Source organism: Rhodoferax sp. LS1P39, from assembly GCF_056521425.1.
Genome location: NZ_JBWMAV010000015.1, coordinates 60,791 through 85,376 on the forward strand (window position 1 = coordinate 60,791; position 24,586 = coordinate 85,376).

Genomic DNA, 24,586 nt, shown 5'->3' on the forward strand with positions numbered 1-24,586 from the left:
TTTAAATAGGAGCTGCTTGCGCTGATTGAATAAGCGTGGGGTGCTGATTTGGCTTGTATTTTGTCTACTTGCCCAGAAACGCTAGCAGGTCGTGCGTCAGGCGCTCTTTGTGGGTGGCGAACAGGCCGTGCGGTGCGCCTTCGTACTCCAGCAGGGTGGAGGTGCCGATCTCTTGCGCGGTGGGCCGGGCCGAGCTGGCAATCGGCACGGTGCGGTCGTCGGTGCCGTGGATGATCAGCGTGGGCACGGTGAAGGCGGGCAGGTCGGGGCGGAAGTCGGTGCTGCTGAAAGACTTCAGGCATTCCAGCGTGGCGCGCAGGCTGGCCTGCATGGCGGTGTTGCGGGCCCAGGCCAGCAGCTCGTCGCTGACCGGCTGGCTGAGCACGCCCACGCCAAAGAAGTCGTTGAAGAAGTCGGTGAAAAAGCCGGCCCGGTCCTCGCGCAAGGCCTCGGCGATGGCCGCAAATCCGGCCTCGGGTGCGCCCTCGGGGTTGTCGTCGGTTTGCAGGCGAAACGGCAGTACGGACGACACCAGCGCGGTCTGCACCACGCCCTTGCCGCCGTGGCGCGACATGTAGCGCGCCACCTCGCCGCCGCCCATCGAGAAGCCGATCAGCGTGGTGTTGGCCGCGCCGGTGTAGTTGACCACTGCGGCCAGGTCGTCGGCCAGGGTGTCGTAGTCGTAGCCGCTCCAGGGCTGGCCCGACCGGCCAAAGCCGCGCCGGTCGTAGGCGATGGCGCGGTAGCCCGCCTCGGCAATCGCCATGGCCTGGTCGTCCCAGCTGTCGGCCGACAGCGGCCAGCCGTGCAGCAGGATGACCGGGCGGCCCGTGCCCCAGTCCTTGACGTACAGCGGGGTGTTGTCTTGGGTGGTGATGGTGTGCATGGCGTTCTCCTTGGAAATTTAGTGCCAAATCGGCTGCTAGCGCTTATTGAATAAGCGCTAGCAGCTATCAAAGATGCAGCGTTATGCGGGTACGGTACTTAAACCGGCGCGGTCCCAATGGCGGTGCTTGGTCATGGCCTGGATGAATTCGGGCGCAAAGGTCTTGGGTAGCTCGCCTGCCGCTGCCAGCACCACGCCGGGCTGCGGCTGGGTCACGCCGGGGTCGGTGGGCATGGTGATGCCTAGGCTGGCCAGCAGCCCGGCCCCGGAGCCCGAGGCGGCGATGGGTTTGCAGTGCTTGTAGGCCTCCAGCACAAAGTGCACCGCGTCGCCGTCGGCCACCAGCGCGGCGGCGTGCATGCCCAGGCAGGGCAGGTAGACGGCATCGAAAACGACAGACGGCGTGGTCACCAGGGTGCAGTCCACCGCCAGCAGGCCGCCGTCGGCCATTTCCACCGTGCCCAGTGCGGCAGCGATGGTCTTGCTGGTGGCACCGGCATCTTTCAGGGCCTGCTGCACGGCGGCCACGGCGGTGCCGTCCACGCCGGTACACACCAGAATGGCAACCTGGCGGGTGGCCACGCTGCCGGGGCCGGTGGGCAGCATGCTGAGTGCGGGCGAGGCCTCTACATCCACCGGGTGCGGCGCGTGGCGAAAGCCCGGCCACTGGGTGGCGGCCTGCGCGTCGGGTGCGCCAATGCCCAGCGGCGCGGCCACGCGGGCGGCCAGCTCGGCATCCACATGGGCCAGGTTGTCCACCATGCGCTGGCGGATGGCGGGCGTGCCCAGCTTGGACAGCTCGAACTGGAAGGCGGCAACCAGGTGGTCTTGCTCGGGTGGGCTCTGGCTGATCCAGAACATGCGGGCCTGCGAGAAGTGGTCGTCAAAGCTGGGGCTGCGCTGGCGGATCTTGGGCGACTCCAGCAGCTCGGGCAGGCTGGTGAAGCCCTGGCTGGGGCCTTGCTTGCCGTCGGCGCGGAATTCACTGCCCGCGGCCAGGGTGTTGGGCTCGTAGGCTACCCGCCCGGTATTGACGGTTTGCCGGTGGATGCCGTCGCGCTGGAAGTTGTGCATCGGGCACTTGGGCTGGTTGATCGGCAGCTCGTGGAAGTTGGCCCCGCCCAGGCGCGACAGCTGGGTGTCGGTGTAGGAAAACAGCCGCCCCTGCAACAGCGGGTCGTTGGAGAAATCGATGCCCGGCACCAGGTGGCCGGGGTGGAAGGCGACCTGCTCGGTTTCGGCGAAGTAGTTGTCGGGGTTGCGGTTGAGCACCATGCGGCCAATGCGGCGCACCGGCACCAGCTCTTCGGGCAGCAGCTTGGTGGGGTCCAGCAGGTCAAAGCTAAAGCGGAACTCGTCTTCTTCGGGCACCACCTGCACGCCCAGCTCCCATTCGGGGAACTGCCCGGCTGCTATGGCTTCCCACAGGTCGCGGCGGTGGAAGTCGGCATCCTTGCCGGCCAGCTTTTGCGCCTCGTCCCAGGCCAGGCCGTGCACGCCCAATGTGGGCTTCCAGTGGAACTTCACAAAGCTGGCCACGCCCGCCGCGTTCACCAGCTTGAAGGTGTGCACGCCAAAGCCTTCCATCATGCGCAAGCTGCGCGGAATGGCGCGGTCGGACATCACCCACATCAGCATGTGGGTGGATTCGGGCATCAGCGTCACAAAGTCCCAAAAGGTGTCGTGGGCGCTGGCGGCCTGGGGAATCTCGTTGTGCGGCTCGGGTTTGACGGCGTGGACGAGGTCGGGGAACTTGATCGCGTCCTGGATGAAAAACACCGGGATGTTGTTGCCCACCAGGTCGTAGTTGCCCTCGGCGGTATAGAACTTCACGGCAAAGCCCCGCGCATCGCGCGCCGTATCGGCCGAGCCGCGCGACCCCGCCACGGTGGAGAAGCGGGCAAACACCGGGGTCGGTACGCCGGGCTTGCACAAAAAGCCCGCCTTGGTGAGCTCGGACATGTCCTCGTACACCTCGAAGAAGCCGTGCGCGCCCGCGCCCCGGGCGTGTACCGCGCGCTCAGGAATGCGCTCGTGGTCGAAGTGGGTGATCTTCTCGCGCAGGATGAAGTCTTCCAGCAGCGTGGGGCCGCGGCCACCGGCTTTCAGCGAGTTGTGGTTGTCGGGGAATGCCAGGCCCTGGTTGGTGGTCAGCGGCTCGGCGTTGGCTACAGGTGCAGCCTTGGCCACCTTGCCGGGCGGCGGCGCGCCCTCGGCGGTGAAGTCGGCCTTGTCCTGGGCGAGTTGCTTCTTGGATGTGGCATCAGATTTTTTAGGCATGGAGATTCCTTGTCTTGGGGTGTTCTTTGGGCTTACTTCTTGAGCTTCTGGTAGGCACGGTCGGCCTCGGGGCCGCGGTCGGTGTCCTGCTGGCCCTGGGTTACGTCCCGGTAGGCCTGCTGCACGGTTTTGCTGGGGATGCCGTCGGTCATGCCGACCGACTGGTCCTGCTCGTGCGGCAGCTTGGGCGTGGTCGAGCTGAGGATGTTGGGCCTGCGCCGGGCCGGTGTGGCGGTGTTGACCGAGCGCACGGCGGGAGTGGTTCTTTTGGGCATGGTGGCTGCCTCGCTGGGGGTTGGAGTGGTGCCACGTTATGCCGGTCGCTGCGGCCCGTCCGTGCGGTAGGGCACATAGGGGTGGGGAAGGTAGTACTATGGAATTTGTAGCTGCTTGTGCTTATGGAATGGGCGGTAGAGGCTAGTTTCATGCCTATTTCTGGCGTAGACAAATAACAACCAACGTGCGCCAGCGCACAGACTGCCCCCGCGCGGGCTTTTACCGTCCAGGCTGCTTACATCCACCCATGGAGATGCCATGCAGCCCACTCCCGCTTTCACCCCCCGCACGCCGCAGCCGTTCATGCCCTATTTCGCAGTCCGTGGCGGGGCTGCGCCCGTGGCGCTGGGGGTGGACCTGCAGTTCATCGCCTTGCTCGACAGCTACCGGCCCAGCGGTGGGCTGGCGCGCACGCAGGAGACGCTGGAGCTGTTCATGCGCCGCTGCGGGCCGGACCTGGCCACTGTGGCGCGCTGGATGGCGCAGCGCGAGGTGCTGTGCCTGGACTGGCATGCGCAGAGCTGGATGCCCCTGTTCCAGTTCAACCTGGTGGACATGGTGCCGTTGCCGCAACTGGCACCGGTGCTGGCCGAGCTGAACCCGGTGTACTCCCAATGGGCCTTGGCGGCCTGGTTTGCCCAGCCCAATGCCTGGCTGGACGGCGAGCGACCGGCCGAGGTACTGGTGGCCAACCCCGCAGGCGTGCTGAATGCGGCGCGGGCCGACCGGTTCATGGCCATGGGTTGAGAAGCTTCTGATGCTGTAGGAGACCACCCACACGCAGAACCGGCGGCCACCGATGGCGCCAGGGGCGGGCCGCCGCCAAGATGGGGAATAACTCCCAACAGGAATCCCCATGCGCATTGAATCCCAAACCAAGCCCGAACTCGGCCACATCAGCAGCCTGATCGAATCCATCCGCGTGGCCATGCTGACCACCTTTGACCACCACGGCGCGCTGGTCAGCCAGCCCATGGTGCCGCTGGAAATGGATGCCCAGGGCGCGCTGTGGTTCTTCACCGATCTGCGCTCTGAAAAGGTGGAACATCTGCAGGTGGTGAACCTGGCTTTTACCGATTCCGACAAGTCCACCTACGTGTCGATTTCCGGCCGCGGCGAGATCGTGGAAGACCGTGCGCAGCTCGAACGCCTGTGGACCCCCATGGCCCGGCCCTGGTTTCCCGATGGCGTGGAATCCACCCACCTGGGGCTGTTGAAAATTGTGCCGCAAGAGGCTGAATACTGGGACGTGCCGCACAGCCGCATGGTGCGCATGGTGGCCATGGCCGCATCCGCCGTGGTGGGCCGCCCGGTAGGCCTGGGCGAGCACGAGACGTTAACCAATCTCTCCTGATCCACCCCGTTACCATGGCCCTATGAATACAACTGTGACGCGAACCGGATCCAAATGGCGCGTGGGGCTGGCAGCGGTGCTGCTGTGCGCTGCGGGTGGGGTGGCGGTGGGCGAATGGATGGGCTGGCCGTTTCTGGCGGTGCCGCTGCAAAATTTTCTGTCCGACAAGCTGGACCGCAAGCTGCGCTTTGCCGACGAGGGTAGCGCCGCCACCGGTTTCATGGTGCGCTTTATGGGCGGCATCCGCTTGCAGGCCCCTTTGCTGCACATCGCCGCCCCGGCCTGGAGCACCACCCCCCACATGCTGCGGGCCGAGGACGTGGCGCTGGAGCTGCGCTATGCCGACCTGTGGCGCGCCTACCAGGGTGAGCCCATCCGCATCCACAGCCTGCAGGCGCGCACGCTGGACGGCAACATCGAACGCATGGCCGATGGCCGGGCTTCCTGGCAGTTTGGCAAGACACCGCCTGTAGCCGCACCCGACACCCCCACCCGCCTGCCGCAATTCGGCACGCTGCGGGTGACCAACGGCCTGGTGCACTACGTAGACGCGCCGCTCTCGGCCAACCTGGATGCCACGCTGTCGCTGGTGCCGGGCAGTGTGGGGGCCGATGGGCAGACCACCAGCCTGGTGAAGATTGAAGCCAAGGGCCGCTACCGCAAGCAGCCGCTGAAGATCCTGCTGGCATCGTCGGCGGTGCTGCCCTCAGAGGGCGGCAAGACCTCGACGCTGCCGGTGGCTGTGACCATCAACGCCACCGTAGGCCGCGCGCAACTGGACTTCAAGGGCATGGCCCCCGATGCGCTGCAGCCGCAAAATTTCAGCGGCGATTTCAGCCTTAAAGGCCCTTCGCTGGCGGCGGTGGGCGACCCGTTGGGGGTCACGCTGCCCACCACGGCAGCTTTCAAAACCAATGGCACGCTGGTCAAAACCGGTGGCCGCTGGCAGGTGGTGGTGAAAGATGCCACCGTGGGGGCCAGCCGCCTGAATGGCGCGTTCACTTTTGACCCTGCGGGCCGTGTGCCCCTGCTGTCGGGCAAGTTGGGCGGCAGCCGCCTGCTGCTGGCCGACCTGGGGCCGGTAGTGGGTACCACGTCCGCCGAGATGGCCGATGCCGCAGCCCCTGTGGCCACCAACGCCCAGGCCAAGGGCCGGGTGCTGCCTGACCGCGCGTTCGATTTGCCCGCCCTGCGTGCCATGGATGCCAATGTGCTGATCAACATCGGCGAGGTCGACCTGAACACCAGCTACCTGGAGCCCTTGCAACCTTTGGCGGTACACCTGGAGCTGCAGGGTGGCGTGCTGCGCCTGCATGATCTGGTGGCCCGCACCGCCCAGGGCCAGTTGCGCGGCGAGGTGGCGCTGGATGGCCGGGGTGACAAGGCCCTGTGGACCGCCAACCTGCGCTGGGACGCGGTGCGGCTGGAGCGCTGGCTCAAGATCACCCGCGCCAATGGGGCCCCGCCGTATGTCTCGGGCCAGCTGTACGGCGAGGCCAGGCTGGCGGGGCAGGGCCGGTCTACCGCGCAGATTCTGGCCAGCCTGCAGGGCACGGCACGCACCACCTTGCGCAACGGCAGCGTGTCGCACTTGGGCATGGAGCTGGCCGGGCTGGACATTGCCCAGGGTCTGGGCATGCTGGTCAAGGGCGATGATGCCCTGCCGGTGCAATGCGCGGTGGCCGACCTGGTGGCCAAGGACGGCATCTTCCGCCCCAAGGTGATGGTGGTGGACACCGCCGACTCCGCCGTGTGGATCGACGGTTCGCTGTCGCTGGCCACCGAGGCGCTGGACCTGCGCGCGGTGGTGGTGCCCAAAGACTTCAGCCCGCTGAGCGTGCGCACGCCCATCAAGGTGCAGGGCACATTCAGCAACCCCCAGGTGTCGCTGGAGAAGGGCCCGCTGGCCAAGAAGGCGGCGGCATCGCTGCTGCTGGCCCTGGTGAACCCGCTGGCCGCGGTGATTCCGTGGATCGACTTGGGCAATGCCGAGGCCGCCCAGCGCGGTGCAGCCGGGTGTGCGGCACTGACGCAGCGCTCGACAGGCAAAAAGTAGGCCCTCTAAAAAATTTAAGCTTTTTAGGCCTCTAGCGCCCATTCCATGGGCGGTGGCAGCTACTAAATATATAGCTAAATAAGCGGACGCGGCTGCGGCTTGCCATCGCCATATAGGTCGGCCAGCCGGGCCAGGGCTTTCACATCGCGCATGTGCAAGGTGCCATCTTCAATGTGGTGCAGGCCGCGGCGCTCCAGCTTGCGCAGGGTCTTGTTGGTGTGCACCAGCGACAGGCCCAGGCCGTCGGCGATGTGCTGCTGGGTCAGCGGAAACGGCACACCGGCCTTGCCACCATCCGGCTGCAAGGCCGCAGCGCGCTTGAACAAAATGATCAGCAACATGGCGATGCGCTCCTCGGCGCTGCGCCGCCCCACCGACAGCAGGGTGTCGTCCACCATCGACTCTTCGTGGGCGGTGAGCCAGGTGATGTTGAAGCCCATGGTGGGCGACTGGCGGTGCAGCTCCCACAGGGCATCGCGCTGGAACACGCACAGCTGCGCATCGGTCAGCGTCTGTACGCCGTGGGCTGCGGCATCGCCCATTTTTTGCTGCACGCCGATGAAGTCGCCCGCCAGCAAAAACGTCAGGATTTGCCGCCGCCCGTCGCTCAGGGTTTTGTAGCGAAAGGCCCAGCCGCTGCGCAGGGTGTACAGCGGGGCATCGGTCTGCCCCTCAAAGATCAGGGTTTCGCCTGCGCGCAGGTGGATCTCGCGGCGCTTGAGCGACTGCACCAGCGTCAGCTCGTCACCGTTGTGTTCGACAAACAAGGGCAGTGGCCGCAGAGGGCAGGCGCTGCACCGGACTTCATCCATGGGGTTCCTTTGTGTGGGTGGCTGTGGGGGGAAAGCAACCATGTCATTTGACACTTTGTCTAGGTGCTTACACCCATACATTCCAGTCTTACGTTTATTTCACGCTTTTATGCACGCATCTTATCCACCGAATCCCCTGCCCGACGAGGCCTTTCGGGTCGCGCTTGAGGACTGGGAGCTCCTGTTTGCGGCGGTGCTGACGCGCCTGCGCGACACCGTGGTGCGCGATGCCGCGGGCCACCCGGTGTGCCCCGTGGTGCTGGAGTGCGCCGACACGCTGGAGCACCTGCGCCGGACGCATCCCGCTATGTGCGCTAACGCACGGTAAAGCGCGCAGCCAAGCCCTAGATTCACGGGATGCAGCAACCGCTGCTGACTACCCCACACAAGGAAACTGCCATGAGCATTACCACCATTATTTTGATCGTTCTCGTTTTGATGCTGATCGGCGTGCTGCCGACCTGGTCGCACAGCAGCAGCTGGGGGTACGGCCCCACCGGCGGCCTGGGGCTGGTGGTAGTGATCATCATCGTGCTGCTGCTGATGGGCAAGATCTAGCGTGCGAACCGGTGCCGTCCTGACCTGCCTGGGCGTGGCCCTGCTGGGCTGCGGCGAGATCGCGCGGCTGTCGGTGGCGGACGGCACCGGCCCCAAGCCCGTGCTGCCCGCGCCCGTGGTCACCGTGTTGCCTACGGTCCACATTGCACCGGCCAAGCCTTGGGAAGACGGCATGCGGCCCACCGCTGCGCCGGGCACCCAGGTGGCGGCGCTGGCCACCGGCCTGGTGCACCCACGCTGGCTGTTCGTGCTGCCCAATGGCGACGTGCTGGTGGCCGAAACCAACGCCCCACCCAAGCCGGAAGACGGCAAAGGCATCAAGGGCTGGGTGATGGGCCTGGTGATGGGCTGGGCCGGGGCGGGCGGTGCCAGCGCTGACCGCATCACCCTGCTGCGCTCCAGCAAGGGCGACGGCGTGGTGGATGTGCGCACCGTGCTGCTCGACGGCCTGCACTCGCCCTTCGGCATGGCGCTGGTGGGTAGCGACCTGTACGTGGCCAACACCGATGCCGTGCTGCGCTTTCCCTACACCCCGGGTGATACGCATATCAGCGCACCTGGCCAACAGGTGGTGGCCTTGCCCGCAGGCCCCATCAACCACCATTGGACCAAGAACCTGGTGGCCAGCCCGGACGGCCAGCATCTGTATGTGACCGTGGGGTCGAACAGCAATGTGGGCGAGCGCGGCATGGCCGCCGAGGCAGAGCGGGCGGCCATCTGGCAGGTGGACGCGCGCACCGGGGCGCACCGCATCTTTGCCAGCGGCCTGCGCAACCCCAACGGCATGGCATTTGCCCCCGGTGGTGCGCTGTGGACGGTGGTGAACGAGCGCGACGAACTCGGCAGCGACCTGGTGCCCGACTACATGACTTCGGTGCGCGACGGCGGCTTTTACGGCTGGCCGTACAGCTACTTCGGCCAGCATGTGGATGCGCGGGTGCAGCCGCCCCAGCCTGCGCTGGTGGCCACAGCGCTGGCGCCCGACTACGCCCTGGGGCCGCACGTGGCGCCGCTGGGTCTGGTGTCGGCTGAGGGCACCAGCCTGCCAGCGGCCTTTGCCCACGGCATGTTCGTGGGCCAGCACGGCTCCTGGAACCGCAAGCCGCACAGTGGCTATAAAGTGGTTTTCGTGCCGTTCCAGGGGGCGCAGCCCGTGGGCACGCCGGTAGATGTGCTGACGGGATTTTTGAACGGCGAGGGCAAGGCGCATGGCCGCCCGGTGGGCGTGGCGCTGGACAAACAGGGCGCACTGCTGGTGGCCGATGATGTGGGCAATGTGGTCTGGCGGGTGACGGCGAAATATTGAAAAGAAGGAGTGCAGAGCATGGGTTTTTTGCGTGCCGTGGTCGCTGCGATCGGCTTGGGCCTGGTGGGCTGTAGCAGCCTGCCCACCATCACCCCCCAGATCGCCCAGCCGCGCGGTACGCCGATACGCCTGGCGGGCTCGCACGGGGCGATGTCGGCGCAACAAAGCCAGGCCATTCTGGTGCGCCTGCAAAGCCAGGGCACGCCCACCAGTATTTTTGACCGGCACCTGGCGCTGGAAGAAGCCACGGTAGGCAGCCCGCTGATGGCCGGTAACGATGTGCGGCTGCTGCAGGACGGCCCGGCCACCTACCAGGCCATGTTTGCGGCCATTGCGGCAGCGCAAGACCACATCAACATGGAAACCTACATTCTGGAAGACGACGCGGTGGGCCAGCAGTTTGCCCAGGCGCTGATGGCCAAGCAACGCCAAGGCGTGCAGGTGAACCTGATCCGCGACAGCGTGGGCACGCTGGGCACCCCGGCGGCGTTTTTCCAGCAGCTGAGCGACAGTGGCATCCAGGTGCTGGAGTTCAACCCGGTCAACCCCTTGCTGGCGCGCAAGAGCTGGGCGCTGAACCAGCGCGACCACCGCAAGCTGCTGGTGGTGGATGGCCGCACCGCGTTTCTGGGCGGTATCAACATCAGCAGCGTGTACTCGGGCGGTTCGCGCAGGCTCAACAAAGCCGAGCCCACCGAGGACAGCCTGGCCTGGCGCGACACCGATCTGCAGCTCAAAGGCCCGGTGGTGGCCGAGTTCCAAAAGCTGTTCATGGCCACCTGGGAGGCGCAAAAAGGCCCGCCGCTAGCCGCTAAAAACTACTTTCCACCGCCCGAGCGCGTAGGCCAGCAGGTGGTGCGGGCCATTGGCAGCTCACCCGACGAGGCCTATAGCCAAATTTACGTCACGCTGCTGTCGGCCATAGGCAGTGCCGAATCCAGCGTGCGCATCACCAATGCCTACTTTGCCCCCGACCCGCAGTTGCTCGCCGCCCTCAAGGCGGCTGCCGCGCGCGGCGTGGACGTGGCACTGATCCTGCCCAGCCAGACCGACTCGTGGCTGGTGTTCCACGCCGGGCGGCGCTACTACGAGGAGATGCTGGAGGCGGGGGTCAAGATCTACCAGCGGCGCGGGGTCATCCTGCATTCCAAAACCGCGCTGATCGACGGTGTCTGGGCCACGGTGGGCTCCACCAACCTGGACTGGCGCAGTTTTTTGCACAACCAGGAGCTGAACGCGGTGGTGCTGGGCTCCGACTTTGGCAGCCAGGTGCAGGCCATGTTCGACAAGGACTTGGCCGCGTCTGAGCAGGTGCTGCTGGCCGAATGGCAGCGCCGCGCCGTAGATCTACGTCTGAAAGAGTGGTTTGCGAGAGCTTGGGAATACTGGTTATAGATATGGCTCACCCCCAGGCTCCAGTGCTGCGCACTTTTCTCCAACCCCCTTGCAGGGGGCAACACCAGCAGCCTGGCAAAGCCAGTTCTGCGGTGTTTCTGGGCTATGTGCGTTATGACTGAGACATTGTTGTTAGGCGATGCGTTTATGAATAAATATTTTTTGGCAGGTGGGGTGGTGGCCGTGGTGATGGTGGCCATGGATGTGCTGTGGCTGGGTTTCCTGGCCAAGTCGCTGTACCAGGACGGGATTGGCCATTTGATGGCCGAGCGGCCCCAGGCCTGGGCGGCGCTGGCGTTCTACCTGGTGTATGCCGTGGGATTGGTGGCGTTCGTGGTGGCACCCAGGTTCGGCGTCGAGGGTTGGCACGGCGCGGCTTGGATGGGTGCCTTATTTGGCTTTGTGGCGTATGCGACCTATGATTTATCCAACCTGGCCACGCTTAGAAACTGGCCGTTGTGGCTGTCGCTGGTGGACATGGCCTGGGGCAGTGTGGCCAGCGCGGTCGCCGCCACGGCAGGCAAGCTGGCCGTTGACAAGTTCTGACTTTTCACAAGGAGCGGACCATGGCCTACACAACATTGATGGTGCAACTGGAGCCGGGGCATGCCAACGTGGCGGTGCTGCAGGCCGCCGGGGACCTGGCGGAGCGCTTCCACGCCCAGGTGGTGGGCATTGCGGTGTGCCGACCGATGCAGATGGTGTATGGCGAGGCCTATCTGTCGGGTGAATTGATTGCGCAGGAAAAGAAGGAGATGCAGGCCGAGGTGGACGCTGCCGAGGCCGAGTTCCGCAGCGCCTTGCTGCCGCGTGCGCGGGGCCTGGAGTGGCGCTCCATGGTGATGTTTGCGCCCATGGCCGACTTTGTGGTGCACGAGGCCCGTAGCGTGGACCTGCTCATTACCGCGCGTGGTATCAAGGACAGCCTGGACCCGTCGCGCGGGGTGGCGGTGGGTGATCTGATCATGCAGTTGGGTCGGCCCATCTTTGTGGTGCCGCCGGTGCTGGAAGACCATTCACTGGACCGGGTGGTGGTGGGCTGGACGGATTCACGCGAAGCCCGCCGTGCCGTGGCCGATGCCATGCCGTTGTTGCAAAAGGCCACCCACGTGGTGGTGGCCGAGATGGCGGCCAACGCCGACTTTTCCGAGGCCCATAAACGCCTGAACGATGTCGTGGCCTGGCTAGGGCGGCACGGGGTGGTGGCCCAGCCGCTGGTGGTACTGTCCTCCGGCGACGACGCAGCCGGGCTGGATGCGATTGCCGAGGAGCAGGGTGCCGGGGTGATTGTGGCCGGTGCCTACGGCCACAGCCGCCTGCGCGAATGGGCCATGGGCGGCGTGACCCGCAAACTGCTACAGCACGCCGACCGCTACCTGCTGGTGTCGCACTGAATTCATATAGCCAGGTATTGGGCTTCGAACTGTTCCACAGGAATCGGTTTGCTGAACAGAAAGCCTTGCACTTCGTCGCATTGCAGGCGCCGCAGCATGCGCGATTGCTTTTCGGTTTCCACACCTTCAGCCACCACTTTGAGCTTCATGGCGTGGGCCAGATCGATGATGGTGGACACCAGGGCCAATCCTTGGGGACCGGTGGTCATGTCCACCACGAAGGAGCGGTCGATCTTGACGGTATCCACGGGGAGCCGGGACAGGTAGCTGAGCGACGAAAATCCGGTGCCAAAATCATCGATGGCAATGCTCACGCCCATGGCCCTGATGGTTTGCAGGCTGTCGATACTGAGCTTGATGTCTTCCATCAGCAGGCTTTCGGTAATCTCCAGCTCCAGCCCGGCCGCGGCATGTATGTCTTGCCCAATGGCCTGCCGGATTTCGGCAACAAAGCTGCGGTGGCGCAACTGCAGGGGCGACACGTTGACGGCAATGCGCACCGCCTGTAGCCCCGTGCTGCGCCAGCGCAGGTGGTCGGCAATCGCTTTGCCCAGCGCCCAGCGCCCCACCTCGTAGATCAGCCCGGTTTCTTCCAGCAGCGGAATGAACTGCCCTGGCGGGACCAGGCCGGTGCGCGGATCGTTCCAGCGGATAAGCGCCTCCACACCGGTGAGTTTGCCGGTGTGCAGGTGGATCTTGGGCTGGTAGTGCAGCACAAACTCTTCTTTCTCTACGGCCTGGCGCAACTGGTTTTCCAGCGTCAGCTTGCCCAGCACCGACTCGGTCATTTTCTGGGTGTAGAACAGATAACGGTCGCCGCGGGCCTTGGCTTTTTTCAGCGCCGCTTCGGCGTGCTTGAGCAATACATCGGCAGTGCTGCCATCGTCCGGGAACAAGGCCACACCGGCTTTGGCTGCGATCCGAAACGGGGTACCGTTCACGTTGAACGCGTGTTCTAGAAAGCTTGCTTTGCCTTTGTCCAGCGCCCGGGCAATGTCGTCGGCCTGCGCAAACTCGGGCATCACCACCGCAAAGTGGTCGGCCCCAAGATGCGCCACCAAATTGGAGTCGCCTACAAAACGCGTTATCCATACGCCTACCTGTACCAGCAGCGCGTCGCCCGCGGTTTGGCCAAAGCTGTCGTTGATGTTCTTGAAGCCTTCCAGGTCGATCAGAAACACTGCCAGTTTGTGTTGGCTGCTGCTGGCGCTGCGCATGTACTGCGTGACCCGTTCCAGAAACAGATGCCGGTTGGCCAAACCGGTCAGCGCGTCGAAGTAGGCCAGGTAGTTGAGCTGGTCCTGCTTGTCGATGTGGTCGATGGCGAACGCGACATCTCCCGACAGCTCTTTCAGCAAGGCCATTTCTTCCGGGCCAAAAAAGTCCAGTTCACGTGCGTAGAGCGTAAACACGCCGACGATTTCGTCCGCAATCATGAGCGGCAGCATGACCGCCGAGCGTATCCCTTGCTGCTGGTGAAACTGGGGGAAAAGGGCCTTGGGGTCGTTTTGAACATCGTTGGACACCACCGCAGATTTGGCACCCAGCAGGGTGCTCACCAGGGACTTTCTTTTGGGGTCGAAAGTTTCCATGGCCATGCGGTCTTTGAGGGTGGTCAGAAATTCGCCTTCCAGACCGTGCGAGGCTACGGGCACGATCTTCATGGTGCCATGGTCGACAAGGCCGATCCAGCTGGCGCGGAAGCCGCCCTCGTCAACCGCAATCTGGCAGGCATGCCTGAAGAGTACCTTGCGGTCGCGCACGCGCACCTGCAGCGCGTTGATACCGCTGAGCATGGCGTAGACCCGGTTCTGGTGGAGGATGCGGTCTTCGGACTTTTTGCGCTCGGTGATGTCGCGGACCAGGGTGACAATGGTCCAGCGTCCACTGGCGAACTGCGCGTGGCGGCGCAGTTCCAGCCAGACCTTGCTGCCGTCATTGCGGCTTTGCAACATCTCTACTGGCTTTGTATTTCCGTCGCTGGCGATGATGCTGTCGTAGGTGTGTTCCAGCTCCGCGCGTGAAATGGAAGGGATGTCCCAAGGCATTTCTGCCAGCAGCGCCTCGCGGGTTTGGCTGCGCATGCTGCAGGCTGCGTCATTCACGTGCACAAAGCGCATGCTGGTGCGGTCCACCAGGTAAATGGCATCGGCAATAGCGTCCATGGCCGCACTGAAGCGCAGCAAAGCCATCTCATCGCGCTTCTTGGCGGTACTGTCCATGTGCATCACCACCACGCCACTGCGTACACCGTCTTCCAGTGGCGTCACTGTCAGTTCAAACCAGCGCAGTTCGGTGGGCGAATGGCAGGGGTATTCCATGGAAAAGCTTGGTAGCCGCCCCTCCAGCACCGCACGGATACCGGCGGCCACGGTTGCACCTTCCGATGCGGCTTCTCCCACGGCTGCGTCGCATACCGCCAGATAATCCAGGCCCAGCCCATAGTCGGTCTTGTGCAGCACGTTTGCGCTGGCAAACCGTTGCCATGCGTCATTCACCGAGATGATGATGCCTTGGGCATCAAGCAAGGCAATATGCGCCGGTATGGCGTTAAGGATGGCGGTTTGTTTGCGGGCCTCAAACAGCCGCAAGTTGTCTTGTGCACGCCGCAGCAAAAGCGTGCGGCCAATCTGGTTGGTGACCGCGTCTACTTCGCCGCCCGTGAGCTCTTCCAGGCGTTGCTCGGTGTTGTGCAATACCTCGATCAGCGCCTCGACTTCCTGGGCGCGGGGGGCCACAGGGGGCGAATTTGCGCTGTCCATACCGTTCTCAGCTGTCCAGCCCCAGATCTCGCAGCACGGTTTGGGTTTGGCTCAAGCTGCCCACGATATGTCGCTCCGGCTGCGGTGCCACTTTTACTAGCGTCGGTGTCATGGAGATGCCGTCTGCCTGCCCACGCCGTGGCTCCTGCAGCACATCGATGATTTCGATTTTGTGCCGGTTCGGCAAATGGCTGCGGCACAGCGCCTTGAGGTTGGAGATGGCCCGCATGGAGTTCTGTGCTCCACCGACCACGTACAACCGAAATTTGAATAAGGTACGCCGCAACATATGGGTCTTACGTACCCGGTGGGGCGGCAGGTGTCTGTGCAGGCGGTTTTTGCGCTGTGGCGGCCCCCAAGGCCGCCAGCCATGATTTCAGTGGCAAATTGGCGATGCCTCTGGACAACAACTGGGACGACAGCCCGGCGAACAATGCCGGTTTCAGCACCCAGCGCCAGGGGCGGGTCCAGGCCACCAGGGCACCCAGGGCCAGCGCACCCAAAGCCAAACCCAGCGGGTTCCGCCGTGCCAGGGGCTGCACCACGGCCAGCGCGGTCTCGGCTGCCAGTTGGCTGGCAACGCGCAGCGGGTGCTGCATCCACCAGCTGGTGACGGCCTCGACCAGCACGGTGACCACCGGGATCGACTTCAAATGGGTAACCCATGCGGGTGCCGATGGGCGCGTCCCGCTAGCGGTCGTGTTTTTGGTTTTGCCTTGCAGGGCTTGGCGCAGCAAGGCGCGCGAGTTTTCCAGCCGCTCTGTGGCGGTGGTCTGCGCCAGAGCCAAAGCCGCGCTCACGGCGTGCTCGCTTCACGCAACATTCCTATGTCGGCCTTGACCTGCTGGCGCAGATTGTCAAATCCGTTACCGGGTTCCCGGCGGGCAACCACCAGGCACCAAATGGCTGCGGCGATGGGCAGCAGCGGTGCCGCTACCAAGGCCCAGGGCGCATGCATTTCCGAAAAAGGCACTATGGCCCACAGCATGAGTGCCACCCCTGCCAACACCGTCGCTACCACTACGCTGCACAAGGCCACTGCGTACAACAGGATACGCAGTTTCCAGGCGCTCGATACATGGCCGATTTCTTCGGCCACCAGATCGGCGTAGGCCTCGACGTGGTCTACCAGCAACTGGGGCTGGGTCGCCACCAGGCGGAGCAGGGGGTGCATATGCAAGGGCCTAGTGGGTTTAACGGTCGTCGCGCGAGCGGCTGGCGATCTGCACCAGGGCAGTCAGCACGGCACCGGCAGCTGCCGCGATCAGGATGGCTTTGACCGGCTCGTCCTTGATGTAGTTGACCGTGCGGTCCGATGCGCTGCGGGCCTGGGCGCGCACTTTGTCGGAGCTGCCATGCACGGCATCCAGGCCTTGCTTTAGGTAGGCATTGGCCGTTTCAGCGGCGCGGTTCAGCAGCGGTGCGGCTTGGCGACGCAGGTCTTGCACCGTGTTGTTCAAGCCGTCCAGCGTGCTGTTGGCGGCACGCTGGGTCGACTTGATGGCATCGGTAGCGGTGTTGGCTGCCTGGTCGGCCAGGGTGTTGGTGGTGTCTTCAGGATGGGTATTCAAATTCAACATGGTAATTCCTTAAGGGTTATAAAAACGGGAACTTATTTTTTCTTGATCAAACCGAACAAGAAGCTGGCGACGGCCAGCACGGCAAACACGATGAACAAAATCTTGGCAATGCCTACCGCGCTGGTGGCGATGCCGGTAAAGCCAAACAGGGCCGCGATCAGTGCGATCACGAAGAAGACAACGGCGTAATGCAACATGGCAGTTCCTTGACTAGATGGGCGGCTTGAATGCCCGGGTTCTTGGGGGTCGCAGGCAGTGTTGCTGCGATGTCCCAAGTGTCTGCCGACCGGCTGTGGCGGGCGATAGGCAGCGTCGCCGTAGCCCTGTGGGGAGAACGCGGGAGCCCGTGTAGGACAGCGCTGACACCGCAGCTTATGGAGTGGCCGTGTCCTTGGGGCTTGCCGCCGGGAGTTTGGCGCGGATCAGCGTGCCCTGGCCAGGTGCCGACGACAGCGACAGAACTCCGCCCTCGGCCTCCACCCGAAAGCGCATGCCCACCAGCCCGTAAGCCGACTGGGGTTTGGCGCTGGTATGGAAGCCCACCCCGTCGTCCCGTACCGACACTTCCACCTCGCCATGCTGGGAGCCCAATTCAATCCACACCTGCTGCGCCTTGGCGTACTTGGTGATGTTGGTAATGGCCTCCTGCACCAACCGGTAGACCATCAGTTCGGCAGCCGGGCTGAGTTCGACCGGGGCCAGCGAGCAATGCACCTGCACATCGGTGCTGTCGGCAAACTCCCGCGCCAGAATCTCCAGGGTGGACACCAGCCCCAGGTTGCTCAGTGCCGATGGACGCAGGTCTTCGATGATGCGCCGTCCCAGGGCAATGCCGCTGTTGAGGGTGCTCACCAGGTGCGCCAGCAGGTCCAAAGCCTCGGGGGCGGTAGCCGCCAGGCGCGACTTGATGCGCGCCGCATCCAGCTTGGCGGAGGTCAGCAGCGAGCCGAGGTCGTCGTGCAGGTTGCGCGCCAGGCGGTGGCGTTCGTCCTCGCGGGCGGTTTGCAAATGCTGGGCCAGGTGCGTGAGTTGCGCCGTGCGCTCCAGCACTTCGGCCTCCAGGCGGTCGCGTTCGGCCTGCAGCATGCGTTGCAGCTCGGTCTGTTGCTGTGTGAACAGAAAAATCTGCCGCAGGTACATGAACAGCGCCAGCAGCCCCAGCACCATTAAACCTGCCACGCCAATGCGGCTGAGCAGCAAAGAGGCATAAATGCCCTGGCGGTTTTGCGTGATGGTGCGCGACTGGTACTCCAACAGCTCGCTGCTGGTTTTGCGCACAATATCCATTTGCTCTTTGCCGATGTCGCTGAGCATGATGTCCTTGGCGGCTTCCGGCTTGCCGTCGTCGATCATCTGGATGGTCAGCGCCAGCTCCGACAGCTTGGTTTCGGTGGCTTCGTGTAGCCTGGACATCATGGCAGCGCCCTCGGACCTGGCGCTGAAGTACGGCACCAGATAGTCCAATGAGGCGCGGACTTTTTTGACCGCATCGTCGTAGGGTGCGCGGTATTCTTTGCGGCCCGTGACCAGGTAGCCCCGCTCGCTGGTTTCGGCGTTCGCCACGCCCTCGGCCAGGTTCTGGATACTGTCCTGGGCCTTGAGCATGGCGGGCACAGCGTCCAGCCGTGCGACCGAGCGCTGGTACGAGCCCTCGCTGATCAGCAGAATCGACAGAGCGAAACCACCGGCCAGCAAAAATACGATCCGATTGCCTCTTACGACCTTGAGAAATCTCATCTTTTGGGCTCAGTCAAAAATGTGTGATCATGTAGGAGAAAGAAGTACTCTTAAACACCATGATCCGAATTGCTATTGTTGATGACCACGCGATGGTTCGCGCTGGCTTGCGCCAGTTTTTTGCCGACCAGATCGACTTCTGCGTGGTGGCCGAAGCCACCAATGGCCGGGAGGCGCTGGACATCGTGCGCAAGGGGGAGGTCGATGTGGTGGTGATGGACATCTCCATGCCCGACCACAGCGGTGTCGATGCCCTGTTGGCCATCAAGGCCCGCGCTCCCGATCTGCCGGTGCTCATTCTCAGCGGCTTTGCCGAAGAGCATTACGCCACCACCTTGCTGCGCCAGGGGGCCAGCGGCTACCTGAACAAAGACTGCGACCCCGAAGAAATCGTCAAAGCCATCCGCACCGTGTGCCGTGGCCGCAAGTACATCACCGCCGGTGTGGCCGAGCGGCTGGCCGATGGCCTCACAGGCGGGGGCGACAAGCCTTTGCACGAGCAATTGTCCGAGCGCGAACTGCAGGTGTTCTTGCGGCTGGCCAAGGGCGAAACCATTGGCCACATGGCCGTCAGCATGTCGCTGAGTGTGAAAACCGTCAGTACCTACCGTACGCGCGTGATGGAGAAAATGCAGCTGGAGTCGAATAGCGACCTGACCTACTACGCGCTGAAAAACGGCTTGATCCAGTAGGCGGCGGCCTACGGTACGGGTCATGCCAGGTTGGCTGCGTCCGTATCGCCGGTGCCGCCCTCGGCCAGTCGGCCACAGTAGGTGATCAGCGCATCGATTTCGTTGGATTTGTCAAACACCCGGTCGGCACCCAGCTCCATGCATTTGCGCCGCATGTCCGCCGTGGCGTAGTTGCTCAGTACCACCAGATGGCGCGATGCATGGACTCCATGCGCCGAGCGCAGCACGCCCAGGCCGGAACCGGCTTTCAGGAAAATATCCACAATCACCAGATCCGCGTGGTTTTGGGGCGCAGTCAACCACTGCACGGCCGTGCTTTCGTCTTCGGCGGTGCCAATCACTTTCACTGGGACGAGCTCTTCCAGTGTAGCGATCAGACTTTCGCGGATGACGGGGCTGTCTTCGACGATATACGTCTTGAGTTGGGGCATGGACTCTGACACTACTTCCTGGGTTCCAGCGCGGGAAGGCACTGCCCCTACGTTACCAAATTCTGCGGTTTGGATGCAATTCGCGCCGCAGGAAAACTACAAATACAAAACATGGAATGAGTATGCCTTTGAAAGCCCTCACAGGCCATCGGGCACACGCGCTACGCCGTGTAAGACAATTCTTACAAACCATGGAAGCTGGCCTGAAGAAGGCCTGGCGGCTGTAGGACAAATACTACCGCGCGCCGTGGTGCCGTCCGCTTCGCAGGGCGGGCTGGGCTGCCGACACTGGGGATAAGCCCCGGACCGCCGCGTTCCGGGATTATCCAAAATCTACAGGAGACCGCTATGCACAACCGTATCAAAACCGCTCTGGCCATTGCCACCTTGGCATTCGCCGGGCAAGCGCTGGCACAGGCCACGTTTTACGAGCGTGAAGATTTTCAGGGGCGCTCGTTCACCAGCCAGAACCAGGTCGACAATTTTCAGCGCTTTGGCTTCAACGACCGGGCCTCTTCGGTGGTGGTGCTGGGCCAACGGCAGGAAGTGTGCGAAGACTCGGAATACGGTGGCCGCTGCGTAGTGCTGCGTCCGGGGCGCTACCCCTCGCTGGCCGCCATGGGCCTGAACGACCGCGTGTCGTCGGTGCGCGTGGTCGGTGGTAACCGCCGGGTGGACGACGGCCGCTACGCCCCGCCGCCCCAGCCGGTGTACGACAACCGCCGCCGTAACAACGAACGCCTGTACCAGGCCGACGTGAGCTCGGTGCGCGCCGTGGTGGGTCCGCCCCAGCAGCGCTGCTGGATGGAAAAAGAAGAGGTGCAGCAACAGCAAGGCGGAGCCAACATCGGCGGTGCTGTCGTCGGTGCCTTGCTGGGTGGCGTGCTGGGCCACCAGGTGGGTGGCGGACGCGGCCAGGACATTGCCACCGCAGGCGGTGCGGTCGCCGGTGCCGCCCTGGGTTCCCAGGTCGGGCGCAACCGGGGCCAACCTGTCCAGCAGGACGTGCAGCGCTGCGTGAATGAGCCCGCAGCACGCCCCGCCTACTGGGATGTGACCTACAACTTCCGGGGCCAGGAGCACCGTATCCAGATGACCACGGAGCCCGGCCGTACCGTCACCGTGAACCGCCAGGGCGAGCCCAGGGTCTGATGCGGGCGCTGCGCTGAACAACGGCCCTTCGGGGCCGTTTTTTATGGGCGTGCGGGCTTGTGTAGGACATCCGCTACACCAAGCTGCGGCGCTGTCTGCTGTGCCACGGACCCAACCGCAGACACACTGCAGTTCGATTTTCACTACACCCAAAGGATTCTTATGCGCACACATTTCAACCTCAAAGCCTCGCTCCTCGCCGCCTCCATGCTGGTGCTGTCGTCCGCCTATGCGGCCAACATCAGCAAGGATGATTTAGCAGTGGGCAAGACCCGCATCAGCGCCGACTACAAGACCGACAAGGCGGCTTGCGGCTCTTTGGCCAAGAACGCCAAGGATGTCTGCATGGAAGAAGCCAAGGCCAAGGAAAAAGTCGCCAGTGCTGAACTCAAGTACGCTTTCTCTGGCAAGCCCGCCGACCACATCAAGCACATGGAAGTGAAGGCCGAAACCGCCTACGCCGTGGCCAAGGAAAAGTGCGACGACAAGGCCGGTAACGACAAGTCGGTGTGCGTGAAGGAAGCCAAGGCCGTCGAAGTGAAGGCCCTGGCCGATGCCCGTACCGTTGAAAAAGTCGGTGAAGTCAAGAAGGATGCCGCCGAAGACAAGCGCGATGCCGATTACAAGGTCGCTGCCCAGAAGTGCGACGCTTTGGCTGGTAACGCCAAAGACAGCTGCATTGCCGCCGCCAAGGCCCAGTTCGGTAAGTCTTAAGCCCTAGGGTTTCGCTGAAAAAGCCGGTGTATACCGGCTTTTTTTATGCCTTTTAGCCCTCTAGCGCTTATTCCATAAGCACGAGAAGCTATCAAAAATATAGTCAGGCTTTGCGCCGGTACATGTCGGCATCGGCCTGGCGCACCAGGTCTTCGGCGTCCACCGCCGTGCCCGGGAACAAGGCGATGCCGATAGACGCGCCCCGAAAGGTGTCGGCGGCCAGTCCTGGCAAAGGCGCGCGCAAGGCCTGGTCGACTTTGTCGCGGATCTGCTCGGCCACCGCCTGGTCGGCCACCGGGTCCAGCAGCACCACGAATTCGTCACCGGCGTAGCGGGCCACGGTGTCGCTGCTGCGGGTGGCCAGGCGCAGGCGCTCGGCGGTGGCCACCAGCACCCGGTCGCCTGCGTCGTGGCCCAGGGTGTCGTTGATGTGCTTGAACTTGTTCAGGTCGATGAACAGCACGGCAAACGGCTGCTGGTCGGCCTGGCGGCGGCCCCGCTCCAGCCGGTCACCCAGGGTGCGCATCAGCCATTCGCGGTTGTGCAGGCGGGTCAACGCGTCGGTACGCAGGCGCAGCTGCATCTCGCGAAAGGTCTGCGCCAGCTCGCCGATGGTGCCCCGGCCCTGCACGTTCAATACCGCATCCAGGTGGCCTTCGCCCACGCGGCGGGCGGCCACGGTGAGGTGCTGCAGATCGGCACTCAGCCAGTTCAGGATCAGCAGCCCCAGCGCCACTGCCGCGATGGCCGCCCCGGCACCAATGGCCGCCGTGCGGACCACGTTGGCACTCACGCCGCGCATGAAGTCGCTGCGCGGCACGGCCACCACCACCTGCCAGTCCAGCCCGGCATCGTCGCGCAGTCGGCTGAAGGCCAGTTGCACCGCCACCCCTTCGGGACCGTTGACGCGCATGGACACGGGCTGCCGTGCGCCAGAGCCTGCGACGCTGTCCGGGCGCATCTGGGCCCGGACCGTGCGGTAGGCCGCCACCTGGAGCGGGTCGCCGCTGGCTTCGGCATTGATGCGGGTGCGCGGCTGGTCGGTGGATAGGCGGACATTGGGCGTGCGCGATGAGGCAATGAGCTGCCCATCGGTCTCGATGATGAAGGCCAGCCCGTGTTCGCTGATGGCCAGGGTGCGCACAAACTCGTTCAGGCGGGTCAGGGCCACGTCGGTGGCCACCACGCCCTGCATCTGGCCCTGGCCGTCCAGCACGCGCTTGGCCCGGGTCACCACCAGGTCGTTGGTCAGCACGTCGATGTACACCGCCGTCCACACCAGCGTGGTGCTGGTTTTGGCCAGGGTGTACCAGGGGCGGGCGCGCGGGTCCAGCGGGCCCAGGCTCAGGCGCTTGTCGGTCAGGGGGCCGTCGATGCTACGCACGGTAAAAATCTCCCGGGGTGACTGCGGGCCACTGCGGGTGCCCCAGTCGGCCAGTTCCGGGCCACGGCGGTACAGGGATGCCACCTGCCCGGCCTCGTTACCGTAGTAGGCGTGGTTGTTCGGGTTGGTGTAGAGCGCGGTGGCGGCCCAGAAGCGGGCGCGCAGGGCGGCCTGGTCGCTCAGCACATCGGGGGTGGTGCTTTGGCCATGGGGAAAGGCGGTTTCCAGCACGGCGGCCGAGCCCAGCAGATGCCGGTCTACCGCCTGCTCGATGCGGGCCACGGTTTCCAGCAGCAACTGGTTCGACAGGCTGTCCACCACCTCGCTGCCAGTGCGGTACGACAAGGCCCCCACCAGCGTGGCCACGCCCAGCACCAGCGCCACGTAGGGAATGGTCAGCCATTGGCGCAGCGAGAAACGGACAAGCATGCAGAGGACCTTTCAACGGCCAGTGCATTCTGTGCCTTGCCATGCATCCCAGAGGCTTGCAGCGCTTATGGGATAAGCGTGGCAAGCTATGGAAAGTGTAGTATCTCAAGCAGGGGCGGATGCGCTGAACGGTAAATGTAACGCGTGCCCAACACTGTATCTCGACCTGCGCCCCGCCGCGCAATTGCGGCTACCTCTGCCGCGCCTTGTGTGGCAAGATAGCTGCATGAGCCAAACATTTGGGATGGAAACGCCGCGCAGCACCGACCCGACCGCCCATCGGCCACCGGCGCGCTTTTTGGTGGTGATCGACTCCGGCGGGTCGATGGTGGCGCGGCTGTTCTTGCCGTCGCGCGCACTTGCCGCCGAGTTCGATGCCATGGTGGAAGAGGTCACGGTGATGACCCAGGGCCTGGTGCCCGAGACCGGGGCCATGGGCACCGAATGGGACCTGGCTTTGCAGGGCCACAACGCCACCGAGCGGGCGGCGGCGCTGGTCTACACGCTGCCGATCTGACGCTGTAGAAAACTTCCTCAGTACACCAGCCGCTCGGGCTTGATCTCCTGCAGGATGGTGGTGGCAATTTCTTCGATCGACTTGGTGGTGCTGGACAGCCAGCGGATGCCGCTGCGGCGCATCATGGACTCGGCCTCGTTGACCTCCATGCGGCAGTTTTCCAGCGAAGCGTATTTCGAGTTCGGGCGGCGCTCGTTGCGGATCTCGCTCAGGCGCTCGGGCTGGATCGACAGGCCGAAGATCTTGCGGCGGTGCTCCAGCAGCGCAGGCGGTAGCTGGCGGCGCTCGAAGTCTTCGGGGATCAGCGGGTAGTTGGCCGCCTTCAGGCCGTACTGCATGGCCAGGTACAGGGCGGTAGGGGTTTTGCCGCTGCGGCTCACGCCCACCAGGATCACATCGGCCTTGCCCAGGTCGCGGTGGGTCTGGCCGTCGTCATGCTCCAGGCTGAAGTTGATAGCCTCGATGCGGTCGTGGTAGGCCTGGCTTTTGCTCACATCGCTGAAGCGGCCAATGCGGTGGTTGGACTTGATGCCCAGCTCGGCTTCCAGCGGGTTCACAAAGGTGCCAAACATGTCCAGCAGCATGCCCTTGCAGTTGTCGGTGATCACCCGCAGCACGTCCATGTTCACCAGCGTGGTGAATACTATGGGCCGCTTGCCCTCTAGCTCGGCCGTGTGGTTGATCTGCCGCACCGCCTGGTGGGCCTTGTCTACCGTGTCGGTAAACGGCAGCCGCACATGGCGCGGGGCCATGGCGAACTGCGCCAGGATGGCGTTGCCAAAGGTTTCGGCGGTGATGCCGGTGCCATCGGAGATAAAGAATACGGTGCGGTCGGTCATGACCCCATTTTGCAGGATGCCAACCGCCTATA

Annotated in this window: 27 protein-coding genes; 13 read left to right on the top strand and 14 right to left on the bottom strand. The window is 64.0% G+C overall.

Translation table 11 applies throughout. The features are described 5' to 3' along the window. Positions 1-64: 64 nt before the first annotated feature. The 3 genes from AC097O_RS19980 to AC097O_RS19990 all read right to left on the bottom strand — a co-directional run bounded on the left by AC097O_RS19980 (position 65) and on the right by AC097O_RS19990 (position 3,441). On the bottom strand, positions 65-886 hold the full coding sequence (locus tag AC097O_RS19980) for an alpha/beta fold hydrolase (protein ID WP_479594607.1): 822 nt from the start codon (positions 884-886) through the stop codon (positions 65-67). Between the two features lie 81 nt (positions 887-967). After that, on the bottom strand, positions 968-3,166 hold the full coding sequence (locus AC097O_RS19985) for a catalase (protein WP_479594608.1): 2,199 nt from the start codon (positions 3,164-3,166) through the stop codon (positions 968-970). A 32-nt stretch (positions 3,167-3,198) separates the two neighbouring features. Beyond that, on the bottom strand, positions 3,199-3,441 hold the full coding sequence (locus AC097O_RS19990) for a hypothetical protein (protein ID WP_479594609.1): 243 nt from the start codon (positions 3,439-3,441) through the stop codon (positions 3,199-3,201). 259 nt (positions 3,442-3,700) lie between these two features. Between AC097O_RS19990 and AC097O_RS19995 the strand changes: the two genes are divergently transcribed. The 3 genes from AC097O_RS19995 to AC097O_RS20005 all read left to right on the top strand — a co-directional run bounded on the left by AC097O_RS19995 (position 3,701) and on the right by AC097O_RS20005 (position 6,852). After that, positions 3,701-4,189 (top strand): hypothetical protein, encoded by a 489-nt coding sequence (locus AC097O_RS19995; protein WP_479594610.1) that lies wholly within the window; start codon positions 3,701-3,703, stop codon positions 4,187-4,189. A 109-nt stretch (positions 4,190-4,298) separates the two neighbouring features. Continuing rightward, positions 4,299-4,796, top strand: coding sequence for a pyridoxamine 5'-phosphate oxidase family protein (locus AC097O_RS20000; protein WP_479594611.1), 498 nt, complete (start codon positions 4,299-4,301; stop codon positions 4,794-4,796). Positions 4,797-4,830: 34 nt separating this feature from the next. Beyond that, positions 4,831-6,852: an AsmA family protein gene (locus AC097O_RS20005; RefSeq protein WP_479594612.1), complete on the top strand. Its 2,022-nt coding sequence runs from the start codon at positions 4,831-4,833 to the stop codon at positions 6,850-6,852. A 74-nt stretch (positions 6,853-6,926) separates the two neighbouring features. Here the strand turns inward: AC097O_RS20005 and AC097O_RS20010 are convergent, their stop codons facing one another. After that, positions 6,927-7,664, bottom strand: a complete 738-nt coding sequence (locus AC097O_RS20010; protein ID WP_479594613.1) for a Crp/Fnr family transcriptional regulator — start codon at positions 7,662-7,664, stop codon at positions 6,927-6,929. A 109-nt stretch (positions 7,665-7,773) separates the two neighbouring features. Between AC097O_RS20010 and AC097O_RS20015 the strand changes: the two genes are divergently transcribed. The 6 genes from AC097O_RS20015 to AC097O_RS20040 all read left to right on the top strand — a co-directional run bounded on the left by AC097O_RS20015 (position 7,774) and on the right by AC097O_RS20040 (position 12,317). Further along, positions 7,774-7,992: a hypothetical protein gene (locus AC097O_RS20015; protein ID WP_479594614.1), complete on the top strand. Its 219-nt coding sequence runs from the start codon at positions 7,774-7,776 to the stop codon at positions 7,990-7,992. Positions 7,993-8,063: 71 nt separating this feature from the next. Further along, positions 8,064-8,222, top strand: a complete 159-nt coding sequence (locus AC097O_RS20020) for a DUF3309 family protein (protein WP_479594615.1) — start codon at positions 8,064-8,066, stop codon at positions 8,220-8,222. 1 nt (position 8,223) lies between these two features. Continuing rightward, positions 8,224-9,528 (top strand): PQQ-dependent sugar dehydrogenase, encoded by a 1,305-nt coding sequence (locus tag AC097O_RS20025; protein ID WP_479594616.1) that lies wholly within the window; start codon positions 8,224-8,226, stop codon positions 9,526-9,528. An 18-nt stretch (positions 9,529-9,546) separates the two neighbouring features. Then, positions 9,547-10,923, top strand: a complete 1,377-nt coding sequence (cls, locus tag AC097O_RS20030) for a cardiolipin synthase (protein WP_479594617.1) — start codon at positions 9,547-9,549, stop codon at positions 10,921-10,923. A gap of 147 nt (positions 10,924-11,070) precedes the next feature. Next, positions 11,071-11,469, top strand: coding sequence for a DUF2177 family protein (locus AC097O_RS20035; protein ID WP_479594618.1), 399 nt, complete (start codon positions 11,071-11,073; stop codon positions 11,467-11,469). Between the two features lie 20 nt (positions 11,470-11,489). Continuing rightward, on the top strand, positions 11,490-12,317 hold the full coding sequence (locus AC097O_RS20040; protein ID WP_479594619.1) for a universal stress protein: 828 nt from the start codon (positions 11,490-11,492) through the stop codon (positions 12,315-12,317). A 2-nt stretch (positions 12,318-12,319) separates the two neighbouring features. Here AC097O_RS20040 and AC097O_RS20045 read toward each other — a convergent pair whose 3' ends face one another. The 7 genes from AC097O_RS20045 to AC097O_RS20075 form a co-directional block, all read right to left on the bottom strand. Then, a complete protein-coding gene (locus AC097O_RS20045; RefSeq protein WP_479594620.1) occupies positions 12,320-15,079 on the bottom strand; it encodes a bifunctional diguanylate cyclase/phosphodiesterase in 2,760 nt (919 codons plus the stop codon). Between the two features lie 7 nt (positions 15,080-15,086). Further along, a complete protein-coding gene (locus AC097O_RS20050; protein WP_479594621.1) occupies positions 15,087-15,368 on the bottom strand; it encodes a circadian clock KaiB family protein in 282 nt (93 codons plus the stop codon). Positions 15,369-15,375: 7 nt separating this feature from the next. After that, on the bottom strand, positions 15,376-15,879 hold the full coding sequence (locus tag AC097O_RS20055; RefSeq protein WP_479594622.1) for a hypothetical protein: 504 nt from the start codon (positions 15,877-15,879) through the stop codon (positions 15,376-15,378). Beyond that, positions 15,876-16,253 (bottom strand): hypothetical protein, encoded by a 378-nt coding sequence (locus AC097O_RS20060; RefSeq protein WP_479594623.1) that lies wholly within the window; start codon positions 16,251-16,253, stop codon positions 15,876-15,878. The genes AC097O_RS20055 and AC097O_RS20060 overlap by 4 nt, the downstream gene beginning before the upstream one ends. Before the next feature lie 19 nt (positions 16,254-16,272). Beyond that, positions 16,273-16,659 (bottom strand): hypothetical protein, encoded by a 387-nt coding sequence (locus tag AC097O_RS20065; RefSeq protein WP_479594624.1) that lies wholly within the window; start codon positions 16,657-16,659, stop codon positions 16,273-16,275. A 32-nt stretch (positions 16,660-16,691) separates the two neighbouring features. Continuing rightward, a complete protein-coding gene (locus tag AC097O_RS20070) occupies positions 16,692-16,856 on the bottom strand; it encodes a DUF1328 family protein (protein ID WP_315187450.1) in 165 nt (54 codons plus the stop codon). A 175-nt stretch (positions 16,857-17,031) separates the two neighbouring features. Next, the gene (locus tag AC097O_RS20075) at positions 17,032-18,396 is read right to left on the bottom strand and encodes a CHASE3 domain-containing protein (RefSeq protein ID WP_479594625.1); all 1,365 of its coding nucleotides are present in this window, start codon (positions 18,394-18,396) and stop codon (positions 17,032-17,034) included. A gap of 59 nt (positions 18,397-18,455) precedes the next feature. Between AC097O_RS20075 and AC097O_RS20080 the strand changes: the two genes are divergently transcribed. Continuing rightward, positions 18,456-19,088 carry a response regulator transcription factor gene (locus tag AC097O_RS20080; RefSeq protein WP_315187443.1) on the top strand — a complete coding sequence of 211 codons (633 nt, stop codon included), beginning with the start codon at positions 18,456-18,458 and terminating at the stop codon, positions 19,086-19,088. 20 nt (positions 19,089-19,108) lie between these two features. Here the strand turns inward: AC097O_RS20080 and AC097O_RS20085 are convergent, their stop codons facing one another. Further along, a complete protein-coding gene (locus tag AC097O_RS20085; RefSeq protein ID WP_479594626.1) occupies positions 19,109-19,519 on the bottom strand; it encodes a response regulator transcription factor in 411 nt (136 codons plus the stop codon). Between the two features lie 348 nt (positions 19,520-19,867). On the opposite strand from AC097O_RS20085, the gene AC097O_RS20090 reads away from it, so the two are divergent. Both AC097O_RS20090 and AC097O_RS20095 read left to right on the top strand, forming a co-directional pair. Beyond that, on the top strand, positions 19,868-20,671 hold the full coding sequence (locus AC097O_RS20090) for a beta/gamma crystallin-related protein (protein WP_479594627.1): 804 nt from the start codon (positions 19,868-19,870) through the stop codon (positions 20,669-20,671). A 162-nt stretch (positions 20,672-20,833) separates the two neighbouring features. Further along, the gene (locus AC097O_RS20095) at positions 20,834-21,385 is read left to right on the top strand and encodes a hypothetical protein (protein ID WP_479594628.1); all 552 of its coding nucleotides are present in this window, start codon (positions 20,834-20,836) and stop codon (positions 21,383-21,385) included. 103 nt (positions 21,386-21,488) lie between these two features. Here AC097O_RS20095 and AC097O_RS20100 read toward each other — a convergent pair whose 3' ends face one another. Then, on the bottom strand, positions 21,489-23,198 hold the full coding sequence (locus AC097O_RS20100) for a diguanylate cyclase domain-containing protein (protein WP_479594629.1): 1,710 nt from the start codon (positions 23,196-23,198) through the stop codon (positions 21,489-21,491). 226 nt (positions 23,199-23,424) lie between these two features. Between AC097O_RS20100 and AC097O_RS20105 the strand changes: the two genes are divergently transcribed. Then, positions 23,425-23,715: a hypothetical protein gene (locus tag AC097O_RS20105; RefSeq protein WP_479594630.1), complete on the top strand. Its 291-nt coding sequence runs from the start codon at positions 23,425-23,427 to the stop codon at positions 23,713-23,715. A gap of 17 nt (positions 23,716-23,732) precedes the next feature. Here the strand turns inward: AC097O_RS20105 and ppsR are convergent, their stop codons facing one another. Then, complete coding sequence (gene ppsR, locus AC097O_RS20110; protein ID WP_315187428.1) at positions 23,733-24,554, bottom strand: posphoenolpyruvate synthetase regulatory kinase/phosphorylase PpsR; 822 nt, start codon at positions 24,552-24,554, stop codon at positions 23,733-23,735. Positions 24,555-24,586 lie beyond the last annotated feature (32 nt).